The organism is Quyinboa sediminis, from assembly GCF_042219855.1.
In the GTDB taxonomy this organism is placed as follows: Bacteria; Bacteroidota; Bacteroidia; order Bacteroidales; family UBA5342; genus JBHJHP01.
Genome location: NZ_JBHJHP010000002.1, coordinates 462466 through 485372 on the forward strand (window position 1 = coordinate 462466; position 22907 = coordinate 485372).

Here is a 22907-nt window from a genome sequence, read left to right on the forward strand (position 1 = left end):
ATGACAAAGATTTTAGTTGTAGACGACGAAGCTGATTTGGAAATTCTGGTCAAGCAGAAATTCAGGAAACAGATCAGAGACAAGGTATATGATTTCGTGTTCGCCATAAATGGGGTGAAGGCACTGGAGCAGTTGAAAAATAATCCCGATGTTGACATTGTGCTGAGCGACATTAATATGCCTGAGATGGATGGGTTAACCCTGTTGAGCAAACTGGCAGAACAACACTCTGTATTAAAGTCCGTCATTATATCTGCTTATGGTGATATGGATAATATACGTACAGCTATGAACCGGGGAGCGTTCGACTTTATAACCAAACCGGTCGATTTTAAGGACCTGGAGATAACCCTTGAGAAAACCATAAAACAGGTGACCCAGGTCAGAGAAACGTTACGGGCAATCAAAGAGAACAATATCCTGAAAATGTATGTGGATGAAACAGTGCTTAACTTCATGGATACCAAAGAATTTGAATCATCTATCATGACCAATGAAACCATTGAAGCAGCCGTGGCATTTATAGATATCTGTGGATTTACCTCAATCAGTGAAAATGAACAACCGGATACGGTAGTGGAACTGCTGAACAGCTATTTTGATATCATGGTAAAAGAGATTATCAGCCAGGGCGGATTCGTGGATAAGTTTATTGGCGATGCCATTATGGCTGTTTTTCGTGGTGATTATCACATGGACCGTGCTATTGATGCCTGTCTGGCGGTAAGAAATAAAATAGCGGACCTGCCTGAAGTATCCGAACATGTCACGTTTAAACCCAGCGTATCTATCGGGATTAACAGCGGTGAAATGGTCTCCGGAAACATCGGTTCATCCAGCCTTAAACGATTGGATTACACCGTTATTGGAGACACAGTAAATGTTGCACAACGTTTGCAGGCATCAGCCGGGCCGGGACAGATTCTTATCAGTGAAAACTCATATGAAAAGATCAGGGAATTTTTTAACTGTAAACAAAATGGTGAACTCAGCCTGAAAAATAAAGCTAAAACGATGGTAACCTACGAAGTAATAGAGTAATGGGTAAAAAAAATAAGACACAACTAAAAAGTAAGAAAAACCGTATCGACTGGAAATCCATATTTTCATTGCAGTCCATGCTAACAACCATTATCGGCGTATTTATTTCGGTTGTGGCATTAAAGGGCTTTATGATCCCCAATAAATTCCTGGATGGCGGTGTTACGGCAGTATCGATATTATTTAACCTGGTATTTAAAATCAATTTCAGCATCCTACTGATCGTGATCAACCTGCCTTTTATTTACCTGGGTTACAGAAAAATCGGTAAAACATTTGCTGTGCAGTCCCTGATTGCCATTTTGCTGATGGCCGCTTTAATGCTGGTACTGAATATACCTACGGTAACGCAGGACAAACTTTTGATCGCCGTATTTGGCGGATTCCTCATGGGCCTTGGCATTGGCCTGGTTATCCGTGGAGGTGGCGTTGTGGATGGTTTGGAAATCATTGCTCACTATACCAAACGAAAAGTTGGATTTACGACGAGCGAGATCATCATGTTGTTCAATTCACTGGTCATTTTGACTGCTGCCATCGAGTTCGGTATTGAACCGGCTATGTATTCCATCCTGGTGTACTATACCGCCATGAAGACATCGGATTATGTTGTGGACGGGTTTGAGGAATTTACAGCGCTCACCATCATTTCGAAGGAGTATGAAGAGGTGAAGAACCAGATTGTAAACGAATTCGGGAAAGCCATAACTGTGTATAAAGGTGAACGGGGCTATTTACCCGGATCATACCATGTTAAGCACGATGTGGATATCGTTGTTACCGTTGTCACACGCCTTGAAATTCACCGCATCAAACAAGCCATCATGCAGATTGATCCCAATGCCTTCTTCTATGTAGAAAGCATAAAAGAGGTAAAAGGCGGATTTCTGGGAAAGAAAAAGATCAGGCCCCTGGGAACCGTTAAAACAAGACGAACCAAAGCTGAAAAAGAAAATAACCCATGAAGAATATCGCAGGACTGAAACACCACATTACCCGGATGCTGGAAAATGAACTTTCAGATCAGTTAACCTATCACAGGGTTCACCATACCCTGAGTGTGCTGGAAGTCTGCCAGCAATATATCAAACGCATGCATGTTCCGCCACCTGACGCATACCTGTTGCGAACTGCCGCTCTGATGCACGATACAGGCTACCTGGTAAGCAGCATAAATCACGAAGAAGAAAGTGTACGGATTGCCCGGAACATCCTGCCTGAATGGAATTACAGTGATCCGGAGATTGCCCGGATAAATGGCATGATCAGGGCAACCAGAATACCACAGAAGCCATTGAACATACTGGAATGTATCTTGTGCGATTCAGATCTGGACTACCTCGGAACCGACCGGTTTTATCCGGTGAGTCAAACACTCTTCCGTGAACTGATGAATCTGAATGTTATCGGATCTGAAAAGGAATGGAATGCAATGCAGATTACATTCCTGCAAAACCACAGCTACCATACGCCTTATGCCAAAAGATACAGGGAACCTGTAAAACAACAACATCTGGAAGAACTACTCAAAGCTCAACCCTGATTATTTAACTCGCCATATTTCCGTGCATCAGCATGTCAATGGCATCGTTAAGCGAACCGGCTCTTGTTATTTCACCGGTATTTACAAAATAGATAACATCGGCATTGGCAATGGTATTCAGACGGTGCGCAATAATGACCTTTGTGGTTGACTCAGGCAGTTTCTGAATGATTTCATCCAGCATTTGTTCCGTAACGGTATCGATATTTGCCGTGGCTTCATCCAGAATCAACAGTTCCGGTTTACGCAGGATAGCCCGCATGAATGCAATAATTTGCTTCTGTCCAAGGCTTATGCCATTTTCAGAAATATCCACCCTGGTCTCAAGCCCGTTGTCAAACCGCTCCAAAAGTTTTTCCAAACCACTCTCCCGGAATATTCCGGCCAGTTTATTGTTGTCCATTCCACTGTATTCCTCATTCCCATATAAAATATTGTCCCTTATGGTACCACTGAACATAAAAGGATCCTGAAGTATGAAACCGATTTTTTTCATCCGTTCTGCTTCGGAATAGGACCGAATGTCTGTCCCGTCGAGTAAAACCTGTCCCTCAGTCGGATCGTAAAGGCGCGAAATGAGAGAAGCTGTTGTGGTTTTGCCACCTCCTGTAGGTCCGACAAATGCGTAGGTTTTTCCCCTTTGCAAATTAAAATTGATTCGCTTAAGAACTTTAGTCCCGTTAGGATATGTAAAAGTAACATCTGTAAATGTCAGGAACGAGTCCGTTTCTTTCTTTTTACCACCGGATACGCGCTTCATATTACTCTCGAGGGCCAGAATCTTCTGTATACGTTCCCATGCTGCAAGTGCCAGCTGAAAACTGGCCCAAAGAGATGCCAGCTGTCTTAACGGATTGTAAAAACTGGTAACATATGCAATAAAACTAATCAGGAAACCAATGGTAAAACTGCCCTGAGAAATAAGATAAATTCCGTATGTCAGTACAATTAGCATCCCGATATTGGACAGGATGGTATAGACCGGCATAAATAAAGCGTTGGCAATTCCAGCTTTGACTGAAGCCGAGTAGTTTTTACGGTTTGCCTTTTTAAATCGTTCTCTGAAATAATCTCTCCGGTTGAAGGCTACAATTACCTTAAAATTATTCAGGCTTTCCTGTACTTCTGAACTCAGGAACCCGGTTGTTTTAAGACTTTCTGAATTCTTTTTTTTAACCCAGGGTGATACAAATTTGGTGAATACCCAGATGAGAATAGCCGGAGACAGGGCTGCAGCACCCAGGCGGAAGTTAATGGACAACAGAAAAATACCGGATCCGATCATAATCAGGACTGACATGAGAAACTGCATGAGAGATTGTGAGAAAAACTGGTTTACCTTATCGGTATCATTGTTAATTCGGGAAATCAGATCCCCGGCCTTGTTCTGATTAAAAAAATCATATGGCAGTTCCTGAAGTTTAGTAAAAACAGCGTTTCTCAGTGTAAACAACATGCGTTGTCCTACCGATCCCATTAGTCTTGTACGCAAATATCCTGAAAAGAGTGCCACAATGTACATAAGCAAAAGGATACCACTGAACACTAAAACACCATGAAACTGTTTCGTCTGCACGTAGTGATCAATTGTATATCCGATAATCATCGGACCTGTCAGACTGAGAACTGCCGTTACCAGCATAGCGATAAAAGCTATAAGCAACGTTTTCTTCTCCTCTACCATATGCCCCACCAAACTTTTCAGCGAACTGAAACGCACCTTCTGCTTTTTGTTTTCTGCTCCGTCTGGTGTATTAAGATTGTAATTCATAATGGCTGGTGCTTTTCTGAGATTCATAAATCTGAATGTATTCCGGACATGTTTTTAAAAGTTCCTCATGCTTACCGGTTGCCACAACTTCTCCTTCCATCAGTAAAACAATCTGGTCAAAATCCTTAACCGGATTAATCTTCTGGGTTACCGTTATCAATGTGATACCGGGATAATTATCGTACACATTTTTCAGTATTTTTTGCTCTGTCTGTTGATCAACCCTGGCCGTAAAATCATCCAAAAGAAGGATTTCCGGATTCAGGGCTAAAGCTCTGGCCAGCATAATACGTTGTTTTTGTCCACCGGAGAGACTGGTTCCCCGTTCAGAAACAAGGGTATCAAGTTTATCAGGCAAGGTGTTGATGAAGTCTCTTAGCTCAGCTGTACTGATCGCTTTTTCCAGGGATGCATCGGTTACCAGATCACTGAAAGCAATATTCTCCCGCAAACTCATATGAAACATAACGCTGTCCTGAAAAACAAACCCAAGCTGCTGATGAAAAATACTTTTTTTATATGCGGCAATATTATTCCCATCGAACTCCACAGTTCCCGCATCACAATTTATAAGACCGGTAAGCAGGTACAAAAGCTGACTCTTTCCTGCCGCTGTAGGCCCGATAACCGCTGTACGCGTGCCCGGCTTAACCGAAAAAGTTACATTCTTCAGGGCAGCCTTATCGTCGTAAAAAACCGAAACATTTTTAAGACGTATATCGCCATTCAGTTTGGTTTCAATATGTCCCGTATCCGTTTTATCCGGAACTTTTAAAACCTTATCAATGCGTTCATAAGATGCCGATGCCTGTGCAATCAGGTTACTCATAAAACCAATCACAATAATCGGAAACACAAGGATGGTTACATAGCTGTTGAATGCTGCAAATTCCCCCAGTGTAAGCTTGCTGTTAATCACAAAATGACCACCCAATGCAAGAATGGTCAGTGTTGCCAGGTTTGCCACAAAGGTGATGATGGGAATGAGTGTTGCAAATAAGGTAACTATAGAAATCCCAATATCCCTGGCTTCGCTGTTTGCTTCCAGAAACTTTCGGTACTCATGCTGTTGTGAATTCAATACCCTTATTATGGCTGATCCCAGTATGCTTTCATTGATCACCTTGTTAAGCCAGTCAATGACTTCTCTGCTCCGTTTAAAATAGACCCTGACTTTTTTCAGAATAATAAAAAACGTTATTCCGATAACAGGAATAGCCAGAATAACAGGAATAGCCAGCTCCCAGTTAATCGTCAGCAACAGAATACAGATACCGATAATCATAAATACAGAGGAGACAATGTTTGTGACGCCCTGTGCGACAAACATTTTTAACGAATCCATATCAGAAGTCAGGTTGGTGAGGAGCTTAGATGGATTGGAGTCCTGGATAAAAGCAAAACTTTGCTGTGAAATTTTATCAGACAATTTATTCCTCAGATTCATAGCAACACGTTCTGCAGTATATGCCTGTGTAATGGATTGAAATACTGAAAATAAAAAAATCAGTACTGCAGCAAGCATAAAATAAAAGATGATTTTGTGAATATCATAGCCGCCACCTGAATAGGCATCAATACCGTAAGATATAATCTTGGGAATAATCAGATTCGCACCGTTACTGATCAGTGTAAATATCACCAACAGAACGATGAGGAGTTTATATGGTTTTAGCAATCCAAATATATTTGAACTGCCTTTTTTTCCTTTATTCCTGTTTTTGCCCGATCTCATCTGCATGAAATTCTTCTACGTAAATTTAAAAATCCGGCTAATTAATGGAAAAAACCGGAATTAATGCAGGATTTCCTGAGGAATTACAATTTTAGTCAGCAAGTATCAGCAGATAAAACTCATTATAAACGGAAAAAGTTCAGACCAGCCATTACCTTAAAAAACCGGCAATGGATTTTGGGCGGTATTTATAGTAAATTTCGTGATCGAATCAGAACACTCCCCTTCGCCGCTGACATTAAAATAAGGCTCTGTAAGGCTGACAATTACATTCATATTTTTTATTATTTTTTATCAAAATTTCCCTAATTTTATATCTATGAACAGCACCTCTCAGATACAACAGGATATCTTTAACCGTGTAAAAGAAATTTTACCTGATAATATCTCACTTGTTCATGAAGTTGCCAATGCTTTACAAGTAAGTACAGACAGTGCATACCGCAGAATAAGAGGAGAAAAACCTCTGACTCTGGAAGAACTGGCCAGCCTGAACAGCAGGTTCAATATATCTGTCGATGAGATCCTAAATCCTTATTCCGCAAATGTTACTTTTAACAGTACGCATCTGCATCCTGAAAAATTTGTTGTGAGCGACTGGCTGGATAAAATTTATAACGACCTAAGAAAAATTCATGCCCTAAAAGGTTGTGAACTCATTTATGCAGCCAAGGATCCACCCATATACCAATACTTTCATTTACCTGAAATAGCCGCATTTAAAGTGTTCTTCTGGGAGAAAACACTCTTCAGATTTCCAAATCATGAAACCCACAAATTCAGTTTAAAGGATTTTTCTGAATCAACCTATAAAAGAGGGTTTGATTCGCTGACCATAGCATCCAAAACACCAATAACTGAAATCTGGAATAAAGATACCTTTCGAATGTTGTTGAACCAGATTGAATACTACTGGATTTCGGGTTTATTTGATTCGAAGGATGATTTGCTGAATTTACTGGACAAGGCGGAAAAATGGATAAAACATATCCAGCGGCAGGCCGAATACGGATTCCTGTTTAAATCAGGTGAAGAACCTGAAGGGCTACCCGACTATTTTAAAATGTATTGTAACGAAGTTGTTTTAAACGATAATACAATTCTCGTAAAACATGATAAAGGCTTATTCTCCTACATTACGTTTAACGTATTAAGCTTGCTACAAACAAATAATCAGCCCTTCTGTAATGAAATTAAAAACCATTTCAACGGCCTGATACGGATATCAAATCTTATCAGTCAATCCGGTGAAAAGGAACGTAACCGGTTCTTTAATGAACAACTTAATGCCATTCTGAAATTCCGCCAGAGTATTTAGGGTCAGGATAAAATTACAGATCTATCTTATTTCAATACAACTTATTGCTCATATTGCTGCTTTAATACCCTGGTGAAATAAAACCTTGCAAAATCTGCAACATCTTCAGACGAATCATGCAGTAATTATTAGCGCCTGCAAAATCTGTTCAATTCGTTTTCGAAACAGCTTTTTCTATCCTTTACAACAGCGATACCTTTACGATGTAAATGATTATTTAACTCCGGATTATTAATCATCGCTCCGTTTTCCGAAAAGGAAAAGCACTCTGCAGAAATTTTATGTCATGTGAATTTAAAAACCTCTAATATGAAACTCAAAGTCATGTTAATCCTGCTTTTTTTAATCTACAGGTTCTGGTTCGCTACCGTTCCCTCTGCAACGAAACCTGAAGGTGAACAGATCAATCTGAATGTCATCTCTGACTGGAACTGTGTAAAAGATAAAAACGGTATCCGGCTGTTTGAACGCTGGATAAAATTAAGTAATGAACTTAACGTAAGAGAACGTAAAGGAGAAATGATCCTGGACTGCAACTATACAAAAACGGTAAGCTATCTGGGACAGACTCATACCATAAAGGATTGGATGAAGAGCGTCACGGTTGTTGAACCTGCAGGATCTGAATCTGAAAGCTTAACATTGAAGCATATCGTTTTTCAACTGCCATGGCCCCTGGATAACCGGGATGTTATTGCATTGTACAATGTTTACCCTATCAATGAAAACCGTACGGTAATATCTGTTGTCAGTTCTGAAAGCGGCACTGAATATCCGGGTATTGTAAGAATTAAAGTATACCGGGCAACATGGAACATTGAAAAAATCAGTACGGCTTCAACAAAAATAATATTTACCACCTTTTCAGATGAACCGCCTCTTTTTCCGCTTTGGATACAGGAGCCTGTAATCAAACGGGAATACTTTAACAATCTCTCCAGATTAAAACTTCAGCTGGAGAACCTGTAAACCCTGATTCAAAAGTCATGAAAAGACCAGTTGCAATAATCACAGGTGCCTCAGGAGGTATCGGATCAGCATATGCCAGAGAACTTGCAAGACGCGGCTATCAACTTTTGCTTACCGGTAGAAATACAACTAAACTAATGCTGCTAAAAACGGATCTTGAAAAACACTATCTGACTAATGTCAGCTGTTTTACTGCTGATCTTAGCTGTTCAGATTCTCTCGACCTTTTTCTGCAAGAGACCAACAGGCTTGAAACCGTGGAACTGCTTATTAATAATGCTGGTTTTGGTTGCCAGTCCGATTTTTTCAGCGATGATTACACCTCCCATCTGAACATGTTGGCGGTACATATCACAGCTGTCGTAAAACTTGTGCACCATATTGTTCCCAAAATGCTGAAAAACGGATTCGGAAAAATTATAAATGTCGCTTCACTTGCAGCATTTATGCCGGCACACTACAGCTATATTTATTCACCATCGAAAAGGTTTCTTGTGTCTTTCTCAGAGTGTCTGTCCCTTGGATTAAACCCTCAGCATATTACAGTTCAGGTTTTATGCCCCGGATTTACAAAAACCGAATTTATGGATAATATTGACGGAAATATTCTACCCAAATGGATGAAAAAAGGCATTTTTTGGATGACACCGGAACGGGTAGTGCGCATCAGTCTTAATGCTTTAAACCGCCATAACGTTATTGTTATTCCCGGAACTGTAAATAAACTTCTTTATAGGATAAAAAGTCTTCTTCCCGATCATCTTTACTACTTATTTGCGGCTTCCAAAGGAACTAAGTCAAAGACTCTTCATTCAGAATACCTATCAAAAATAAGGACATAAACTAAATCATCATGAATACAAATTTACAACATAACACAGCTTCCGGTACAGAGAACGATCACTTTCAAAACATGGCCTTCGCACTCGAACCCGGCATCATAAGTGAAGCATTAACGGATTTGCATCCAGGTTCGGAACATCTTTTTTGCTGCCCGGAGTGTAATGGTCAAATGCAAATGATGCAAATCGTAAATGGAGAAATCAGCTTTCAGTATAAATGTATGAAATGTGAGCTTGTATTTCCTGTTAACCGGAATTACATCGATTTTATGGGGAAGAGACAACTTGAATACCACAGCAGTTGGGATAAGTTCTTACGCACACAATATGCTAAAATATATACTCCAGCAACAAATCTGATGTTTCTGGTCTGTGGTGGTGTAGCGCAGGCTAAAAAGGAAGTGTTGGATCAGCTTGAAATAAAAAACGACTATAAAATTCTTGAAACCGGAATTGGTGCCGCAGAAAATTTTCGTTTGCTCCATAAACGGGCTGAAAATCTTTCATTCTTTGGGCTTGACATCCAGCAGCAGATGCTGAAACATTCCGTGAAAAATTTATTAAAATGGCGCATCCCGGCCCAACTATTTCAGGCAGATGCTCACTATCTGCCATTCATGGATCACAGTTTTGATGTTGTTTTTCATCTGGGGTCCATCAATCTGTTCCCTGATAAAGAAAGAGCGATTTCAGAAATGATACGTGTAGCCAAACCGGGAACTAAAATTGTTATTGCGGATGAATCAGAAAAAGCAGGTAGATATTTTAATATGCTGACGGGGATAAAGGAAAAAGTTGTTCCTCCGGTTCATCTGATTCCAAAGCCAATGCAGGAGGTTAAATTAATGGATATCTGGAAAGGAAATGGTTACCTTATTTCATTCAGAAAACCATTAAATTGATAATTTATTGAACTTTCACTTTTATGGTAAGTAATAATTTCCGTAATTTATTATATGAAATATAAAACATGGTGATTATGATAAATGTAATTGCGGTTAAAACAAAGGCATTGATTCATGACATCTGATAAAACATTTGCATTCGTAACCGGCGCAAGCAAGGGATTTGGCCGGGCCATAGCTATTGAACTGGCAAAGCGTAAAAAAAATCTTCTTCTCCTTTCTTTGAAAAATGAAGGACTGGAAATGCTGTGTCAGCAAATCAGAAATCTGCATCATGTGGAGGTCCATTTTTTAGAGGTCGACTTTATGCATCCTGAAGTTATAGAGCAAATCAGGAACTGGGTTAAGCCGTTTCATATCGATATTCTGGTGAATAATGCAGGTTTAGGAGGAACCAGACAATTCCATACCTCCAAAATTTCTTACATTGAAAGGATCATTCAGATCAATATCAGAACGGTTGCCCTGCTTACACATACCCTGCTGCCGCAGCTGATGCTGAATAAGAAGGCTTATATCCTGAACATATCCAGCATGGCAGCCTTCAGTCCCATTGGCTTTAAAACCGTATATCCTGCATCGAAAGCATTTATATACTCCTTTTCAAGAGGATTATCTGAAGAATTGCGTGGCACAGGAGTTTCTGTCACTGTGATTTTTCCGGGACCAATACGTACCAACAGTGAAATCATCAGTCGGATTGAAAAACAGGGCTGGTGGGTACATGCAGGTCTGCAATCACCCGAAAAACTGGCTAAAATTGCCGTAAAGAGTCTTCTGAAACGCCGAAAAGTGATCGTGCCGGGTATTATCAATAAAATCAATTGGTTGATGATTAAAATAATACCACCCCGCCTATTAATACCATTGGTTTCCAGGAGAATTAAAAATGAAATGAGCGAAGAGACAAAAGCCAAAATTGTCAGTGGCAAATCGGCTCAGACCTAACTGTTTTTTATATGTTTCAGCCACTTTACCGTATTTATTAACCCAAATTCCAGGTTAACCGGTTTGTACTGCAGTTCTTTTTCAGCTTTCTCACAGGATACATTCCAGTTATACATAAACCGTTTCAACCATTTTTTGGTAATCAGAGGCGGCCTGCCTGAAACCTTTGTCCATGCCTCGAAAAGAGTAGCCACAAATGACATAATTCCGGTTGGCAGATGCAGCATCCTCTTCTGTACACCCGATACCTCACCCAGTATTTTAAAGAATTCATTGAATGAGGCATTTTCTCCTGCCAGAAGATAATTTTCGCTGTCTTTTCCTTTTTTCAGCGCCAGAATATGCCCCTCAACCACATCATCAATATACACATAATTACCAACGCTCTCCCCATCACCCGGAATCACATTGTAACGGCCGTTGACATACATATCAACCATACGCGTCACACCATTGCTTTCGCTTAGTAAACCGGGACCATAAACCCGGGTGGGATTGACAATGACCACGTCGAAAGGACGTCCGGGATATGTCAGCGCACGTTGTTCTGACATATCCTTGGTTTCTTCATATTCCGTTAGATAAGGGACGGTCCGTTTTGTTGCCTCTGTAACAATTCCGTCTGTGGAAGGACCGTACTTTCCGGCTGTGGAGGTTAGAATAAAGCGCCTGATGCCTGCTTTATGCGCCGCATCCAGCACATTTTCGGTTCCTGTTACGTTGATCCTGTACCAGCTCTCCGTATCCTTATCCCATAACTTTGCAAATGCTGCCAGATGAAATACCACATCACAGCCTGCCATCGCTTTTTCCAGGGATTCCTGATCCAGAATATCACCCTGAAAAAGCAAGACTCCCGGCATATCAATTTCTGTCTTCTTTTCCGGCGTTCTGTATAATGCATGTACCGAATGGCCCTCTTCAACCAACCGTGTAACCAGCTGTTTGCCAATAAAACCGGTAGCTCCTGTCACAAAAACTTTCATATTTATATGCTGTTTTTATAAAGTCTGTGGTTTCTCTTTCAGTTTCCGATGATAGAATAGTGATGTCCATTCATTGGATAGCGCCATGACGACATGAACGCCAAATGCAACCCAGAATGATCCGGTGAAATAGGTCACGATGCAAAGTAAAATGCCCAAAGGTATGGCTCCAATGGTTTCAAAGCGGCCTTTAGGCACATGAGCAAGCGCATATAACACCACATTAATACCTATGGCCCAGTATAAACCTGTAAATCTCAGTGCGGCATAAAACAAAAATCCCCTGAAAAAGAATTCATAAGCCAGCAAATAAGCCGTCCATGACAGTGCACTCAATGAAAAGACTCGGATGTTCCATTCTGATGCCCTGATTTGTGGATATGCTGCCAGGTTAGTATCCTTTTTAGCCTGAACCAGATTCAGAGGAATCACAATAGCCGAAAGAATACCCAGCCAGATAAGGGAACTATATGGTTTTGAAAGTAAATAGCCATAATCCCTAATATCTGTATCCAACACCTGCTGAACAACAATTACAGGAACCACCCCAAATGAGATAACACCGGTCAGTCGCTGAAGATATATTAATAACTCGTTGCTTTTATCACTGTGCTTTTGTGCATATCTGTTAATCGCTATGTAAGCAACAGAATAGACAATCAGCAGGATTAGTGAAGCAAGGATGACATACAAAAATTCCTGTTGGTTAACAGTTTCTGATTTCATAATTAACCTGTTAAACGGGGGTGAATACATCCAAATTTATTGAAATAATCGGGTTCAGGGAAATAATTGATACAGATCTGAGCAAATTTTACGGCATCATGAAACAGATTTCTCTATTCGCTTATCCGGAATGAGCCAAATAAGAGCAACAAGAATATAAAAACCTCCTACGATCCACGTACTGAACCAGCAACAAACAATGCCCAGAATATGTGGTTCTGGCGAGATTTTTCTATTGATCTATTTTCCTCTGCTTTGGCTAAAAGGGATCCTTATCCCTGGCTAATCATATCTGCGCATCTCTGTCCGTTTTACTATAACTCAAACTGATGGAAATTAAAGAGCCATCCGGATCCTATTGCAATGATAATTGTTCAGACCTTTCCCAGCGCCTGCATTTTCTGCCGGTAATTATCAATAGCCAGAAAATAATCCGGATCTTCCAGAACGTTTACATCACAGATGTTCTGAGCCTTGTCGATCAGGTTCACACAATCTTTTGACAGATGCCTGAGGTGAATTATTTTTCCTTTTTTCAGATAGTTTTCGGCGATCTTATTTATAGCTTCAATGGCAGACTGATCAATAATACGCGATTCCCTGAAATCAATGATGACCTCATCAGGATCATTTTCAACATCAAACTTTGAATTAAAAAGGGTTGTTGACCCGAAGAACAGAGGTCCCCAAACCTCATAATGCTTCACTCCGCGTTCATCGAACCGCTTCCTTACACGGATGCGCTTTGCGTTGTCCCAGGCAAACACCAGTGCTGATACAATAACGCCTGCAAATACGGCAATGGCCAGATCGAAAATAACGGTTAACACCGTCACCAGCAAAATGACAAAAAAGTCGGACCAGGGTACCTTTCCGATAATTTTGAATGTACTCCACGCAAATGTTCCGAATACCACCATAAACATTACACCGGTGAGAGCTGCAATCGGGATCATTTCGATAAAACCTGAAGCAAACAGGATGAATATGAGCAGTGCCACGGCTGCTACAATCCCCGACAAACGCATTCGCCCACCTGATTTGATGTTAATAATGCTCTGCCCAATCATGGCACAGCCCCCCATTCCACCAAACAAGCCATTCACCATATTGGCTGCTCCCTGAGCCACACATTCGCGATTACCACTTCCTCTTGTTTCGGTCAGCTCGTCAACAAGCTGAAGGGTCATTAAGGATTCTATAAGCCCGATCAACGCAAGGATCAAGGCATACGGGAAGATAAATTTCAGCGTTTCAAAATTAAACGGAATGACCGGAATGCTGAATGTTGGAAGGCCGGCTTTTATGCCTGTTCCGCCCCCGGAGATGATAAAGGATTTAACTGTCGGAGTATCAATTTTAGCCACAATGACCACAGCAGAAACAACGATAATGCCGATAAGAGCAGCCGGAAGTTTCTTACTCAGACGAGGCAGGAAAAACATAATCCCCATCGTCAGTAAAACCAGACCAAGCATAATATATAATGATGAACCACTCAACCACTCACCACCAATCTTAAACATATTTAACTGCGAAAGGAAAATAACTGTTGCAAGGCCATTCACAAAACCCATCATAACCGGATGCGGCACCATACGGATAAACTTCCCCAGTTTTAAAAAGCCGGCGCTCATCTGAATCATCCCCGCCAGAATCAAGGTGGCAAAAAGGTACTGCAGCCCCATGTTCATGCCCGGATCACCCATGGCATTCCCCTCTTTTACCAGGTGAACCATTACAACCGCAAGTGCGCCTGTGGCTCCGGATATCATCCCGGGCCGACCACCTATAACTGATGTAACCAGCCCCATCATAAAGGCACCGTACAACCCGATTATAGGCGAAATACCGGCCACAAACGAAAATGCTATGGCTTCAGGAACCAATGCCAGTGCTACAGTTAAACCGGAAAATATATCGTCTTTTACGTTGCCTCTTTTCTTATCAATAAACTTAAAATCCAAACCTTGCGCTTTTTTAAATGAGCCGCAAAAGTAAGATAATTATGTTATAAAATATATTTTCCGTAACATGCCGCCATTTTCAAGCATGTTTATCCTTTGATAAAGAAGTAGATACCGGTTAAAAGTTAATTCACGTTGAAGTTTTTCTTTCGCCCTTATCGGGCTCCGGTTTTAATTCCTGCAAACATTTCTACCATACAGGCACTCCTACGGAGCACTTTTGTAATACCTCTATATTCGTTTAACTAAAAAGAATATGCGTAGAGATCAATTAAACTATAGAAAAAGAGGGCCGTAGGTCCGAAAGTATGGTAGCCGTAGATCCAGATAGTAAGGTAGAGCACCGTAGGTGCGAAAGACAAACGAATGATACATGATGTAATGCAAACATTGCTATAAATTCTTTCGCCCTTAACGGGCTCAGTTTTTTGTTCCTGCAAACATTTATACCATACCGGCACTCCTACGGAGCACATCTGAAATTCTTCAATTTACGGTTAATTAAAACTCTTTAATTATATCTTTTCCGTCCAGCCAGGCAGCCATGTTCAGTACCAGAAAGTTCCAGTTCTGAAACCCCTTATTTAAAACAGGCTCACCATTGTCGGGCAGGTAATATTCATGAAGTGCCCCAAACCGTTCAAAGTCACGTCCCAACAGCAAAATAGTTTTCTCAGCCAGTTCCTTCGCTTCCTCATCATAGCCATACTCCACCAAACCACGGAATACCAGGTAATTGACATTAATCCAAATCGGTCCCAGCCATGACGAAGGATTTCCACTAGCTCTTGTATCATACATCTTTTCAAGCGGAGAGAGTGTTCTGATTCCTGCCGGTGCATTGTACGATGTTGTATCATGAAAGTGTTTTTCGACCATTTGTTCAGCCTGATCCGGCGTGGCTATGCCTGCCCACATGGCCATAAATCCGCTCCAGATACTTAGCCTTTGAATCAGACAATCGTAGGTCCGTGGCTGGCCCACATGAAAAATAAGCTTTCCTGCTTTAGCATCTGCATCGTCAGGTTTTACTACCGGTTTTAGGTTCAGATCCACACTGTAATAAAAACCATCGCGAGGATCCCAGCAATGTTCCCTGATCCGGTCAGAAAGAACGTTAGCTTCTTTTTCGTAGTAACCTGCTATCTCCCCAAGATTCAGACACTCCGCAAGATAAACCATAGCTTTCAGCTCTTTATACATCAACGCATTTAAAAAGACAGAGCCGGAACTTTCATCCGGTCTGTAGAACGTGCTCGGATCATTATCCACGCCAATAGCTTCGTCAGTTTCCCAGTACATCAATCCCGTTGCTTTATGCCTCTGAAAATTGAGGTATCTGTCCACAAAAGCCTGCAGGGTATAAAAGTCATCCCGCAACCATTCGGCATCACCATCCATGTTCTGTACAATAAATGCTGCATGCTGAGCCAGGGTAGGCTTATGCATGTTATGTTTATATGCATTCACCCCTTGAAGCATTTCGTTCCGTGATGGTGCACTGCGTTCAATCCAGATAGGGATCCAGCCATCCATGCCGCCATAACTCAGGGAATTCAAAACACAACCCTGCTCATATTTCAATGCTTGTTTCCGGTCCTTTTCTGTTCCGTTTTCCAGCAGGATCTGTCGTAATGCCACATCACTGAGCCAGGAATCCCAGTCCCATAACATATCCAGGTACTGATTACTTCCGGGTGCGAGAAACGGAAACTTAAGTGCGCCTCCTGCTTCCCGGTACATGCCCTTCATTTCGCTGTAAATATTGTCGCGACAGATCTGTTTGTATTTTTCAATATTAGCAGTATTCCGTTCCGGCATCTGACAATATGCAAGATTCAGAAAGCATAATCCCAATAATATGGCTAAGCTTCTAATCATTTTACAGGTTATTTATAATCAACCACAACTTCCCTTACCGAGGCTCCCAGTTCTGCACTTCGTTCTCCGGGTGAGGCATTACCCACCATAATTTTCACTTTCCCCTTATAATTTACCGTTTCACCTTTATCGTTGATGTATGATATCTCTGCCGGCGTCAGCCTAAAACTCAGATTCTGTTTTGATTCCGGATCAAGCGTAATCCGTTGAAAGGCCTTAAGATCTGCCTGTGGCACTTTTACCTTGGCATCCGGTAGAGTGATATACAGCTGTATCACTTCGTCTGTTCGGACCTTACCATTGTTCTGAACCGGTACACTTATAGTCAGTTGTTTGGATTTTCCTTTTCCTGTTTTCTCAACAGCAAGTTCACCAAGCTCTATATCTCCGTAAGTCAGACCGAACCCAAACGGATACATAGGCTCCGCTTTCATGTATTTATAGGTCCGGTTCTCCATGTTATAATCATCATAGGGAGGCAGTTGATCCAAAGATTTTGGAAAGGTGATCGGTAATTTGCCCGATGGTGATGCATCGCCAAATATGATATCCGCCACGGCGTTTCCACCTTCTTCACCTGGATACCAGGCATAAACAATGGCATCAGCAAGATCACTTATTTCTGTCAGATCCAAAGGGCTTCCTGCAAACAACACCACGACAAGCTTCTTATTGCCTTTGCGTTGAGCTATCTTTCGTAGATACTTCATCTGTGCTTCAGGTAATTTCATGCTCAGATTGTCCCCTTTAAACTCCGATGCAATGGCTTCACCTTCCTCGCCTTCTATTAACATGGTTAATCCCATACCCACAATGGTGACATCCGCCTCTCCTGCCTGTCCGCTGTACCAGTCTATGGGATTCTTATTCTCAGTGGCCGCTAATGTGCCGGCCCGGTAACCCACACGTGTTGAAGGTGATGTTTTCGAAACCACACCCTCCACAAGCGTTACCATGTTATCACTTAACCCGTGGTAGTTACCAATAAGGGAATGAATATCCCCTGCAAACGGACCTCCGATATACACAAAGTTCAGATCCTTTTTTAATGGCAGTGTATTGTTCTTATTCTGCAACAAGACAACCGATTTAAGTGCTGCTTCCCGGGCCAGTGCCCTGTTCTCTTGACTGTTAATGACGGATACCGGTATTTTTGTATACGGATTATCTGCCGGAGGATCAAAAAGTCCGAGTTCGAACCGTGTACGCAGCACTTCCCTTAAGCGGTTATTGATATCAATTTCCGAGATCAGTACGTCATTTACGGCTTTTACAAGTGCATGGTAGGTACTACCGCAATTGATATCCACACCACTCTTTATGGCCATAGCAGCAGACTGCTCTGCCGTTTCAGTAACATGATGAGTTCTGTGAAAATTGGCAATAGCACCACAATCACTCACAATATGGCCGTTAAAGCCCCACTGATTTCTTAAAATATCAACCAAGAGCGGATTGCTGCCACAGCATGGCAGATGGTTGGTACGGTTATAGGCACACATCACGGCTTCCACGCCTGCATCCACACACATTTTAAAGGCAGGAAGATAGGTTTCGTACAGATCCTTATCACTCACCACGGCATCAAAATGGTGGCGGTCCGCTTCGGGTCCGCTATGGACCGCAAAATGTTTGGCACAGGCAGCAGTCTTCAAATACTTTGGATCATCGCCCTGCATCCCTTTGATAAAAGCGGCGCCCATGCTACCGGATAAGAATGGATCTTCTCCAAAGGTCTCCTGACCACGGCCCCATCTGGGATCACGGAATATATTTACATTCGGGCTCCAGAATGAAAGCCCCATATATTGTATGTAGGGTTTTCCTGAAGCAACCAGATCGTTATTGATGGCCCTGGCTTCATCCGAAATGGCATCACCGATGCGGTATTCCAAATCCGGATCGAAGGTTGCAGCCAGACCAATGGCCTGAGGGAATACCGTGGCGCGTCCGGATCGGGCCACACCATGAAGTGCCTCACTCCACCAGTTATATTGAAATATACCCAGGCGTTCTATAGCCGGACTGGCGTTCAGCAGCTGGCTGGATTTCTCTTCCAGCGTCATTTCCTGCAACAAAAGATCTATCCTTTCATCAAAGGATTTTGAACCATCAAACCAGGGAAAATCGTTGGAAAGATTCTGTGCAAAACCTGCACTGCTTAACATCAGCAGGCAGAACATAAGGACTTTATTCATGATATTATAAGGTTAAAACATACTTAAGGGTTAAAAATAGGGAATATTTGGGGAATGAGAAAACACAAAAATAATGACTAAGTCCCATGTGACCTGACAATTTCATTTATTTCGTGTATGCGCTTTTAATTATTTTGGCATCGGCCGTAAACGATATCCCCTGTTGTCCATAAGAACCAATCATAACAGTCTGAATCAGCAGTTGATCCGAATTATCCCTGGCTGTCCAGTCAACCAAAAAATGGGCTCCGGCACCTCCCTGAGACTCTTTTTCGCCGACCACAAATTCGATAGATTCCAGTGGTGAAAGAAGAATAGTTGAATCAATGTATTCGGCCAGTTTTTTCCCATAAGAATCGTTATATACTGCAGAAACAATGTAAGCCGAATCTGTGAACGAAGTGTTTCGGATGCTAAGTGTGGTGGTCAATAAAAACCTTTCCGAACCATCTTTGTGATAAATGTCAGAATACACGGGCACATAATCCGTTTCCTTGTAGCCAAGTTTTTGATGTGTAATATCAACAAAATTGTAAATATGACTGGGATGGCTACGTTTCTTAATTTTCGTCTGTCTATCCAAAGAACAAGACGAAAATACCAGCAGCAAGGCAAAACTCCACATTAAAGTTTTCATGGTTCTCAATTTTTATCTAAAATACTGATTTTTTTTGAACCAGAACAGTGGTAAAATAGCCTTACAAAATTTGATCAGCCGGGATTCACTTTTATTGAACCCCACGATATATTCATTGCTTCTGTTTTTATTTTCCGAATTACTTTTTCAGAATTTTCATATTAAAAAATAAGTTATTCTGAGCACTTACCACTCTTACATAAAACAGTTCCCCGGAGTCAAATTTATTCATATCCACCTCCGTTCTGTTTCCGTCAATCGTTGACTGATAAATACAATGCCCCAAAACATCAAATATCTGAACATCGAAGCTATGGATATCCTCGTTTGTTAGTTCAATAGTAAACCGTTCATTGACAGGATTTGGAAATATTGAGATTCCATTATCATTAATCTCCGTATTAATATTGGTTCCGGTTTCCAAACCACCATCCATGATCGTCCAGTTAAAATGATCGATGATATATTGCCGGGATGATGCAGCTTCCTTTGTATACGTTGAATAGCCAGCATCAAACACAACATCATTCTTTAAGTTCTGTGTTGACCAGTTAATTAAAAGTCTGGTGTATTTCTCTGTATTTAATCTGCTGCCTGCAAACATATTTGACATGTCGGTTACATTAGACACATCCCAGTCTGAAATATCAAAACTAACGGTTGAAAGATCTGAAAACATGGCGCTGGTTATTGACACTGATTCCGGTATATCGTGCGGTATTTCTGAAAGGTTGGTGGCTCCTTTTAAAGCATTACTGAAAGATGTTACTCCGAGCAGTCCAAAATTATCAATACCAATCAGTACTTCTTTTAAGTTTTGAGACAAGGTCAGTGCGTTCAAACTTAAGGACATTCTTATCGTATATTCTCCATCCGTAGCATATGTATGATAGGCATCCCTGTTAATAAATATTTCTACAGCCTGATCTCCCCAATCTACCCAAACACTGTCGCCCATTTCCATATCAAAACCGATACTGTCAAGGCTTCCCAATTCCGTATTGATCCTGAAAATCATCATCGCCGACAAGTCATCATCGCAATCGTCTCCAATCCAGTCACAGTCAATGTCTGCCTGCCCGGGATTATAGTACCCCAAACAATTGTCATAACTGTCATCTACACCATCACCATCCGTATCATTTTCTCCAAAATTACCATCGTATATGGTCCAGTTAAAGTTATCAATGATATTCTGTCTTGCATCCCTCGCCTCAGAATCACTAAAACGGGATTCTCCAGCATTTAAAATGACATTTTGTTGAAGTTGTAGGTTTGACCAACCAGTTAAAAGTGAATTATAATTTTCTGTACTGAGTGCAATACTTTTAAACATATCAGTCATATCTTCTACATTGGAAACATTCCAGGATCCCAAATCCTGATCGAAAGATGTAGTTTCCTGAAACATGGAAGACATATCAGTCACATTACTAACGTTCCATAAACCTATATTCTGGTTAAATAATGGAGCTCTTCTGAACATCTGAGACATATTTTTTACAGAGGAAACATCCCATGTACTCAAGTCCTGATTGAAACTATCAGCTCGTTCAAACATTAATTCCATGTTGGTCACATTACCCACATTCCATGATGCGATATCCTGATTAAAGGAAATTGCTCCCATGAACATCCAGGCCATATTTGTAACACTCCCTACGTCCCAACCACTTATATTGCTATTAAAATTTCTTGCTTTATAAAACATCCTTTCCATATTTGTAACATGGTTGACGTCCCATGCTTCCAGGTTTTGATTAAATGAACCTATGGCTGAAAACATATATGACATATCCTCTACATTTGATACGTCCCATTGCCCTATTTGCTGATTAAAATTTTCAGCCCCATTGAACATGTAACTCATATTCCTGACTCTACTTACATCCCAGTTTCTAATATCCTGATTGAAATTATTCGCGTTTTTAAACATACCTTCCATATTAGTTACATTTTCAACGTTCCAGGAACTGATGTCCCCATTAAAATTGTAAGCATTGAGAAAGGTATAACTCAGATCTTCAACAGTTTCAGGCAAATTGTCTGGAACTGATAGTAAATTGAACGCGGCATAAAATGTATGATTTAAAGATTTTAAACCCAAATTGCCGAAACTACTTACAGAATCCAGTGGGGAAAGTGCTCTGATATTAAAATTCAGGGTATCCATTACCCCTGTAACTTTTATGGTATATATTCCATCTACTGAATAGGTATGTGTTTTTAGATCTTCACTGACAACAGTATCAAGAATTCCATCACCCCAGTCAATTATTACGCTGTCAGTTAAACCTAAGATAAATGTAAATCCATTAAATCTGTCAATGGTATTAATATGCATCACCAGAAGGCTTGATAAATCATCATCACAGACATCCCCGATACCATCATTATCCATATCAATTTGTTTGGGATTAAATGTATACGGGCAGTTATCTTCTGCATCAATGATCCCATCTTCGTCGCTGTCATCACATACGTCACCCTTACCATCTCCATCCAGATCGGCCTGGTCCGGATTATTTGTTTCAGGGCAGTTGTCATAATTGTCACTCAAACCATCTGAATCCATATCCTCCAGTCCGCCGTCACTCACTGTCCACCCATAATTATCGATAATTATTTGTCTGGCTGTATCACCTTTGCTGTCAAACAATGAATTTCCTGCATTAAACACAACACTGTTCTGAAGTGATAATTCAGACCACGCTACAAGCATCACCGTATAATTTTCCGTACTCAATTTACAACTATTGAACATATCGGTCATATCGGTTACTCTGGATATATTCCATGAACTCAGGTCCTGATTAAAATTCTCAGCACCTGCGAACATTCCTTTCATCAGGGTGATGCTATCTACCTTCCATGTTGAGATATTCTGGTTAAAAGCTGTATCTCCGGCAAACATGTAACTAAGATCCTTGACTGTTTCAGGGATTGAATCTGGTATAAAAACCAGATTTGAATCATCTTCAAAGGCATGGCTCAAAGTTGTTAATCCAAGATCTCCAAAACTCAAAACTGAATCAATCTGAAAACGCAGGCTGTCCCTCAATTTTAGTCTATTCAACCTACCGCTTACATTTATTTTATACTCCCGTGGGGCCATATAAGAATGCCGGACTATATTCAAATTTTTTACCGTATCCACGTTTCCATCCCCCCAATCTATTCTGATGCTGTCCGATAATTCAAGGTCAAAACCAATGTCGTTATAACCTCGTAGGTTTGTGTTAACACTTAAGGTCATTTGTGCGAATAAAATCGAAGGAAATACTGCCAAGAACAGGAATGTTAGTAATTTTTTCATATTAAGCGGTTTATTTTTAAATGTTGTTTCTATCGTTTAGATCCAATAACAAAAAAAGCCATAAATACCATTCAACAAAACAGATTAAAAGTACGCGTTTTTAACGTAAAATCCAATAGAAAAC

The 22907-nt window shown here is 40.9% G+C and carries 17 protein-coding genes; 8 read left to right on the forward strand and 9 right to left on the reverse strand.

What is annotated here, in order from left to right; all coding sequences use genetic code 11:
- From ACE1EF_RS07100 to ACE1EF_RS07110, 3 genes are read left to right on the forward strand one after another with little or no spacing between them, the layout of a single operon-like run.
- Positions 1-1041: an adenylate/guanylate cyclase domain-containing protein gene (locus tag ACE1EF_RS07100; protein WP_375719938.1), complete on the forward strand. Its 1041-nt coding sequence runs from the start codon at positions 1-3 to the stop codon at positions 1039-1041.
- Complete coding sequence (locus ACE1EF_RS07105; RefSeq protein ID WP_375719939.1) at positions 1041-2006, forward strand: YitT family protein; 966 nt, start codon at positions 1041-1043, stop codon at positions 2004-2006. The genes ACE1EF_RS07100 and ACE1EF_RS07105 overlap by 1 nt, the downstream gene beginning before the upstream one ends.
- Positions 2003-2584: an HD domain-containing protein gene (locus tag ACE1EF_RS07110; protein ID WP_375719940.1), complete on the forward strand. Its 582-nt coding sequence runs from the start codon at positions 2003-2005 to the stop codon at positions 2582-2584. The genes ACE1EF_RS07105 and ACE1EF_RS07110 overlap by 4 nt, the downstream gene beginning before the upstream one ends.
- Positions 2585-2588: 4 nt before the next feature.
- Here ACE1EF_RS07110 and ACE1EF_RS07115 read toward each other — a convergent pair whose 3' ends face one another.
- Both ACE1EF_RS07115 and ACE1EF_RS07120 read right to left on the reverse strand, forming a co-directional pair.
- Entirely contained in the window at positions 2589-4382 is a 1794-nt protein-coding gene (locus ACE1EF_RS07115; RefSeq protein WP_375719941.1) for an ABC transporter ATP-binding protein, read from the reverse strand.
- Positions 4339-6090, reverse strand: a complete 1752-nt coding sequence (locus ACE1EF_RS07120) for an ABC transporter ATP-binding protein (RefSeq protein ID WP_375719942.1) — start codon at positions 6088-6090, stop codon at positions 4339-4341. The genes ACE1EF_RS07115 and ACE1EF_RS07120 overlap by 44 nt, the downstream gene beginning before the upstream one ends.
- 319 nt (positions 6091-6409) lie before the next feature.
- Here ACE1EF_RS07120 and ACE1EF_RS07125 point away from each other — a divergent pair, with 319 nt between their 5' ends.
- The 5 genes from ACE1EF_RS07125 (at position 6410) to ACE1EF_RS07145 (ending at position 11072) form a co-directional block, all read left to right on the forward strand.
- A complete protein-coding gene (locus ACE1EF_RS07125) occupies positions 6410-7408 on the forward strand; it encodes a hypothetical protein (RefSeq protein WP_375719943.1) in 999 nt (332 codons plus the stop codon).
- Positions 7409-7717: 309 nt separating this feature from the next.
- Positions 7718-8377: an SRPBCC family protein gene (locus ACE1EF_RS07130; RefSeq protein ID WP_375719944.1), complete on the forward strand. Its 660-nt coding sequence runs from the start codon at positions 7718-7720 to the stop codon at positions 8375-8377.
- A gap of 17 nt (positions 8378-8394) precedes the next feature.
- The gene (locus ACE1EF_RS07135) at positions 8395-9219 is read left to right on the forward strand and encodes an SDR family NAD(P)-dependent oxidoreductase (RefSeq protein ID WP_375719945.1); all 825 of its coding nucleotides are present in this window, start codon (positions 8395-8397) and stop codon (positions 9217-9219) included.
- An 11-nt stretch (positions 9220-9230) separates the two neighbouring features.
- The gene (locus ACE1EF_RS07140; RefSeq protein ID WP_375719946.1) at positions 9231-10121 is read left to right on the forward strand and encodes a methyltransferase domain-containing protein; all 891 of its coding nucleotides are present in this window, start codon (positions 9231-9233) and stop codon (positions 10119-10121) included.
- 117 nt (positions 10122-10238) lie between these two features.
- Positions 10239-11072: an SDR family NAD(P)-dependent oxidoreductase gene (locus ACE1EF_RS07145; protein WP_375719947.1), complete on the forward strand. Its 834-nt coding sequence runs from the start codon at positions 10239-10241 to the stop codon at positions 11070-11072.
- Here ACE1EF_RS07145 and ACE1EF_RS07150 read toward each other — a convergent pair.
- The 7 genes from ACE1EF_RS07150 to ACE1EF_RS07180 form a co-directional block, all read right to left on the reverse strand.
- The gene (locus ACE1EF_RS07150) at positions 11069-12058 is read right to left on the reverse strand and encodes an SDR family oxidoreductase (protein WP_375719948.1); all 990 of its coding nucleotides are present in this window, start codon (positions 12056-12058) and stop codon (positions 11069-11071) included. The two genes, ACE1EF_RS07145 and ACE1EF_RS07150, sit on opposite strands and share 4 nt — an antisense overlap.
- A gap of 15 nt (positions 12059-12073) precedes the next feature.
- Positions 12074-12784: a CPBP family intramembrane glutamic endopeptidase gene (locus ACE1EF_RS07155; RefSeq protein WP_375719949.1), complete on the reverse strand. Its 711-nt coding sequence runs from the start codon at positions 12782-12784 to the stop codon at positions 12074-12076.
- Positions 12785-13158: 374 nt separating this feature from the next.
- The gene (locus tag ACE1EF_RS07160; RefSeq protein ID WP_375719950.1) at positions 13159-14751 is read right to left on the reverse strand and encodes a SulP family inorganic anion transporter; all 1593 of its coding nucleotides are present in this window, start codon (positions 14749-14751) and stop codon (positions 13159-13161) included.
- A gap of 501 nt (positions 14752-15252) precedes the next feature.
- On the reverse strand, positions 15253-16632 hold the full coding sequence (locus ACE1EF_RS07165; protein WP_375719951.1) for an MGH1-like glycoside hydrolase domain-containing protein: 1380 nt from the start codon (positions 16630-16632) through the stop codon (positions 15253-15255).
- 8 nt (positions 16633-16640) lie between these two features.
- Entirely contained in the window at positions 16641-18830 is a 2190-nt protein-coding gene (locus ACE1EF_RS07170) for a glycoside hydrolase family 3 C-terminal domain-containing protein (RefSeq protein ID WP_375719952.1), read from the reverse strand.
- A gap of 106 nt (positions 18831-18936) precedes the next feature.
- Positions 18937-19467 (reverse strand): DUF3124 domain-containing protein, encoded by a 531-nt coding sequence (locus ACE1EF_RS07175; protein WP_375719953.1) that lies wholly within the window; start codon positions 19465-19467, stop codon positions 18937-18939.
- 139 nt (positions 19468-19606) lie between these two features.
- Entirely contained in the window at positions 19607-22783 is a 3177-nt protein-coding gene (locus tag ACE1EF_RS07180) for a BspA family leucine-rich repeat surface protein (RefSeq protein WP_375719954.1), read from the reverse strand.
- Between the last annotated feature and the right edge of the window lie 124 nt (positions 22784-22907).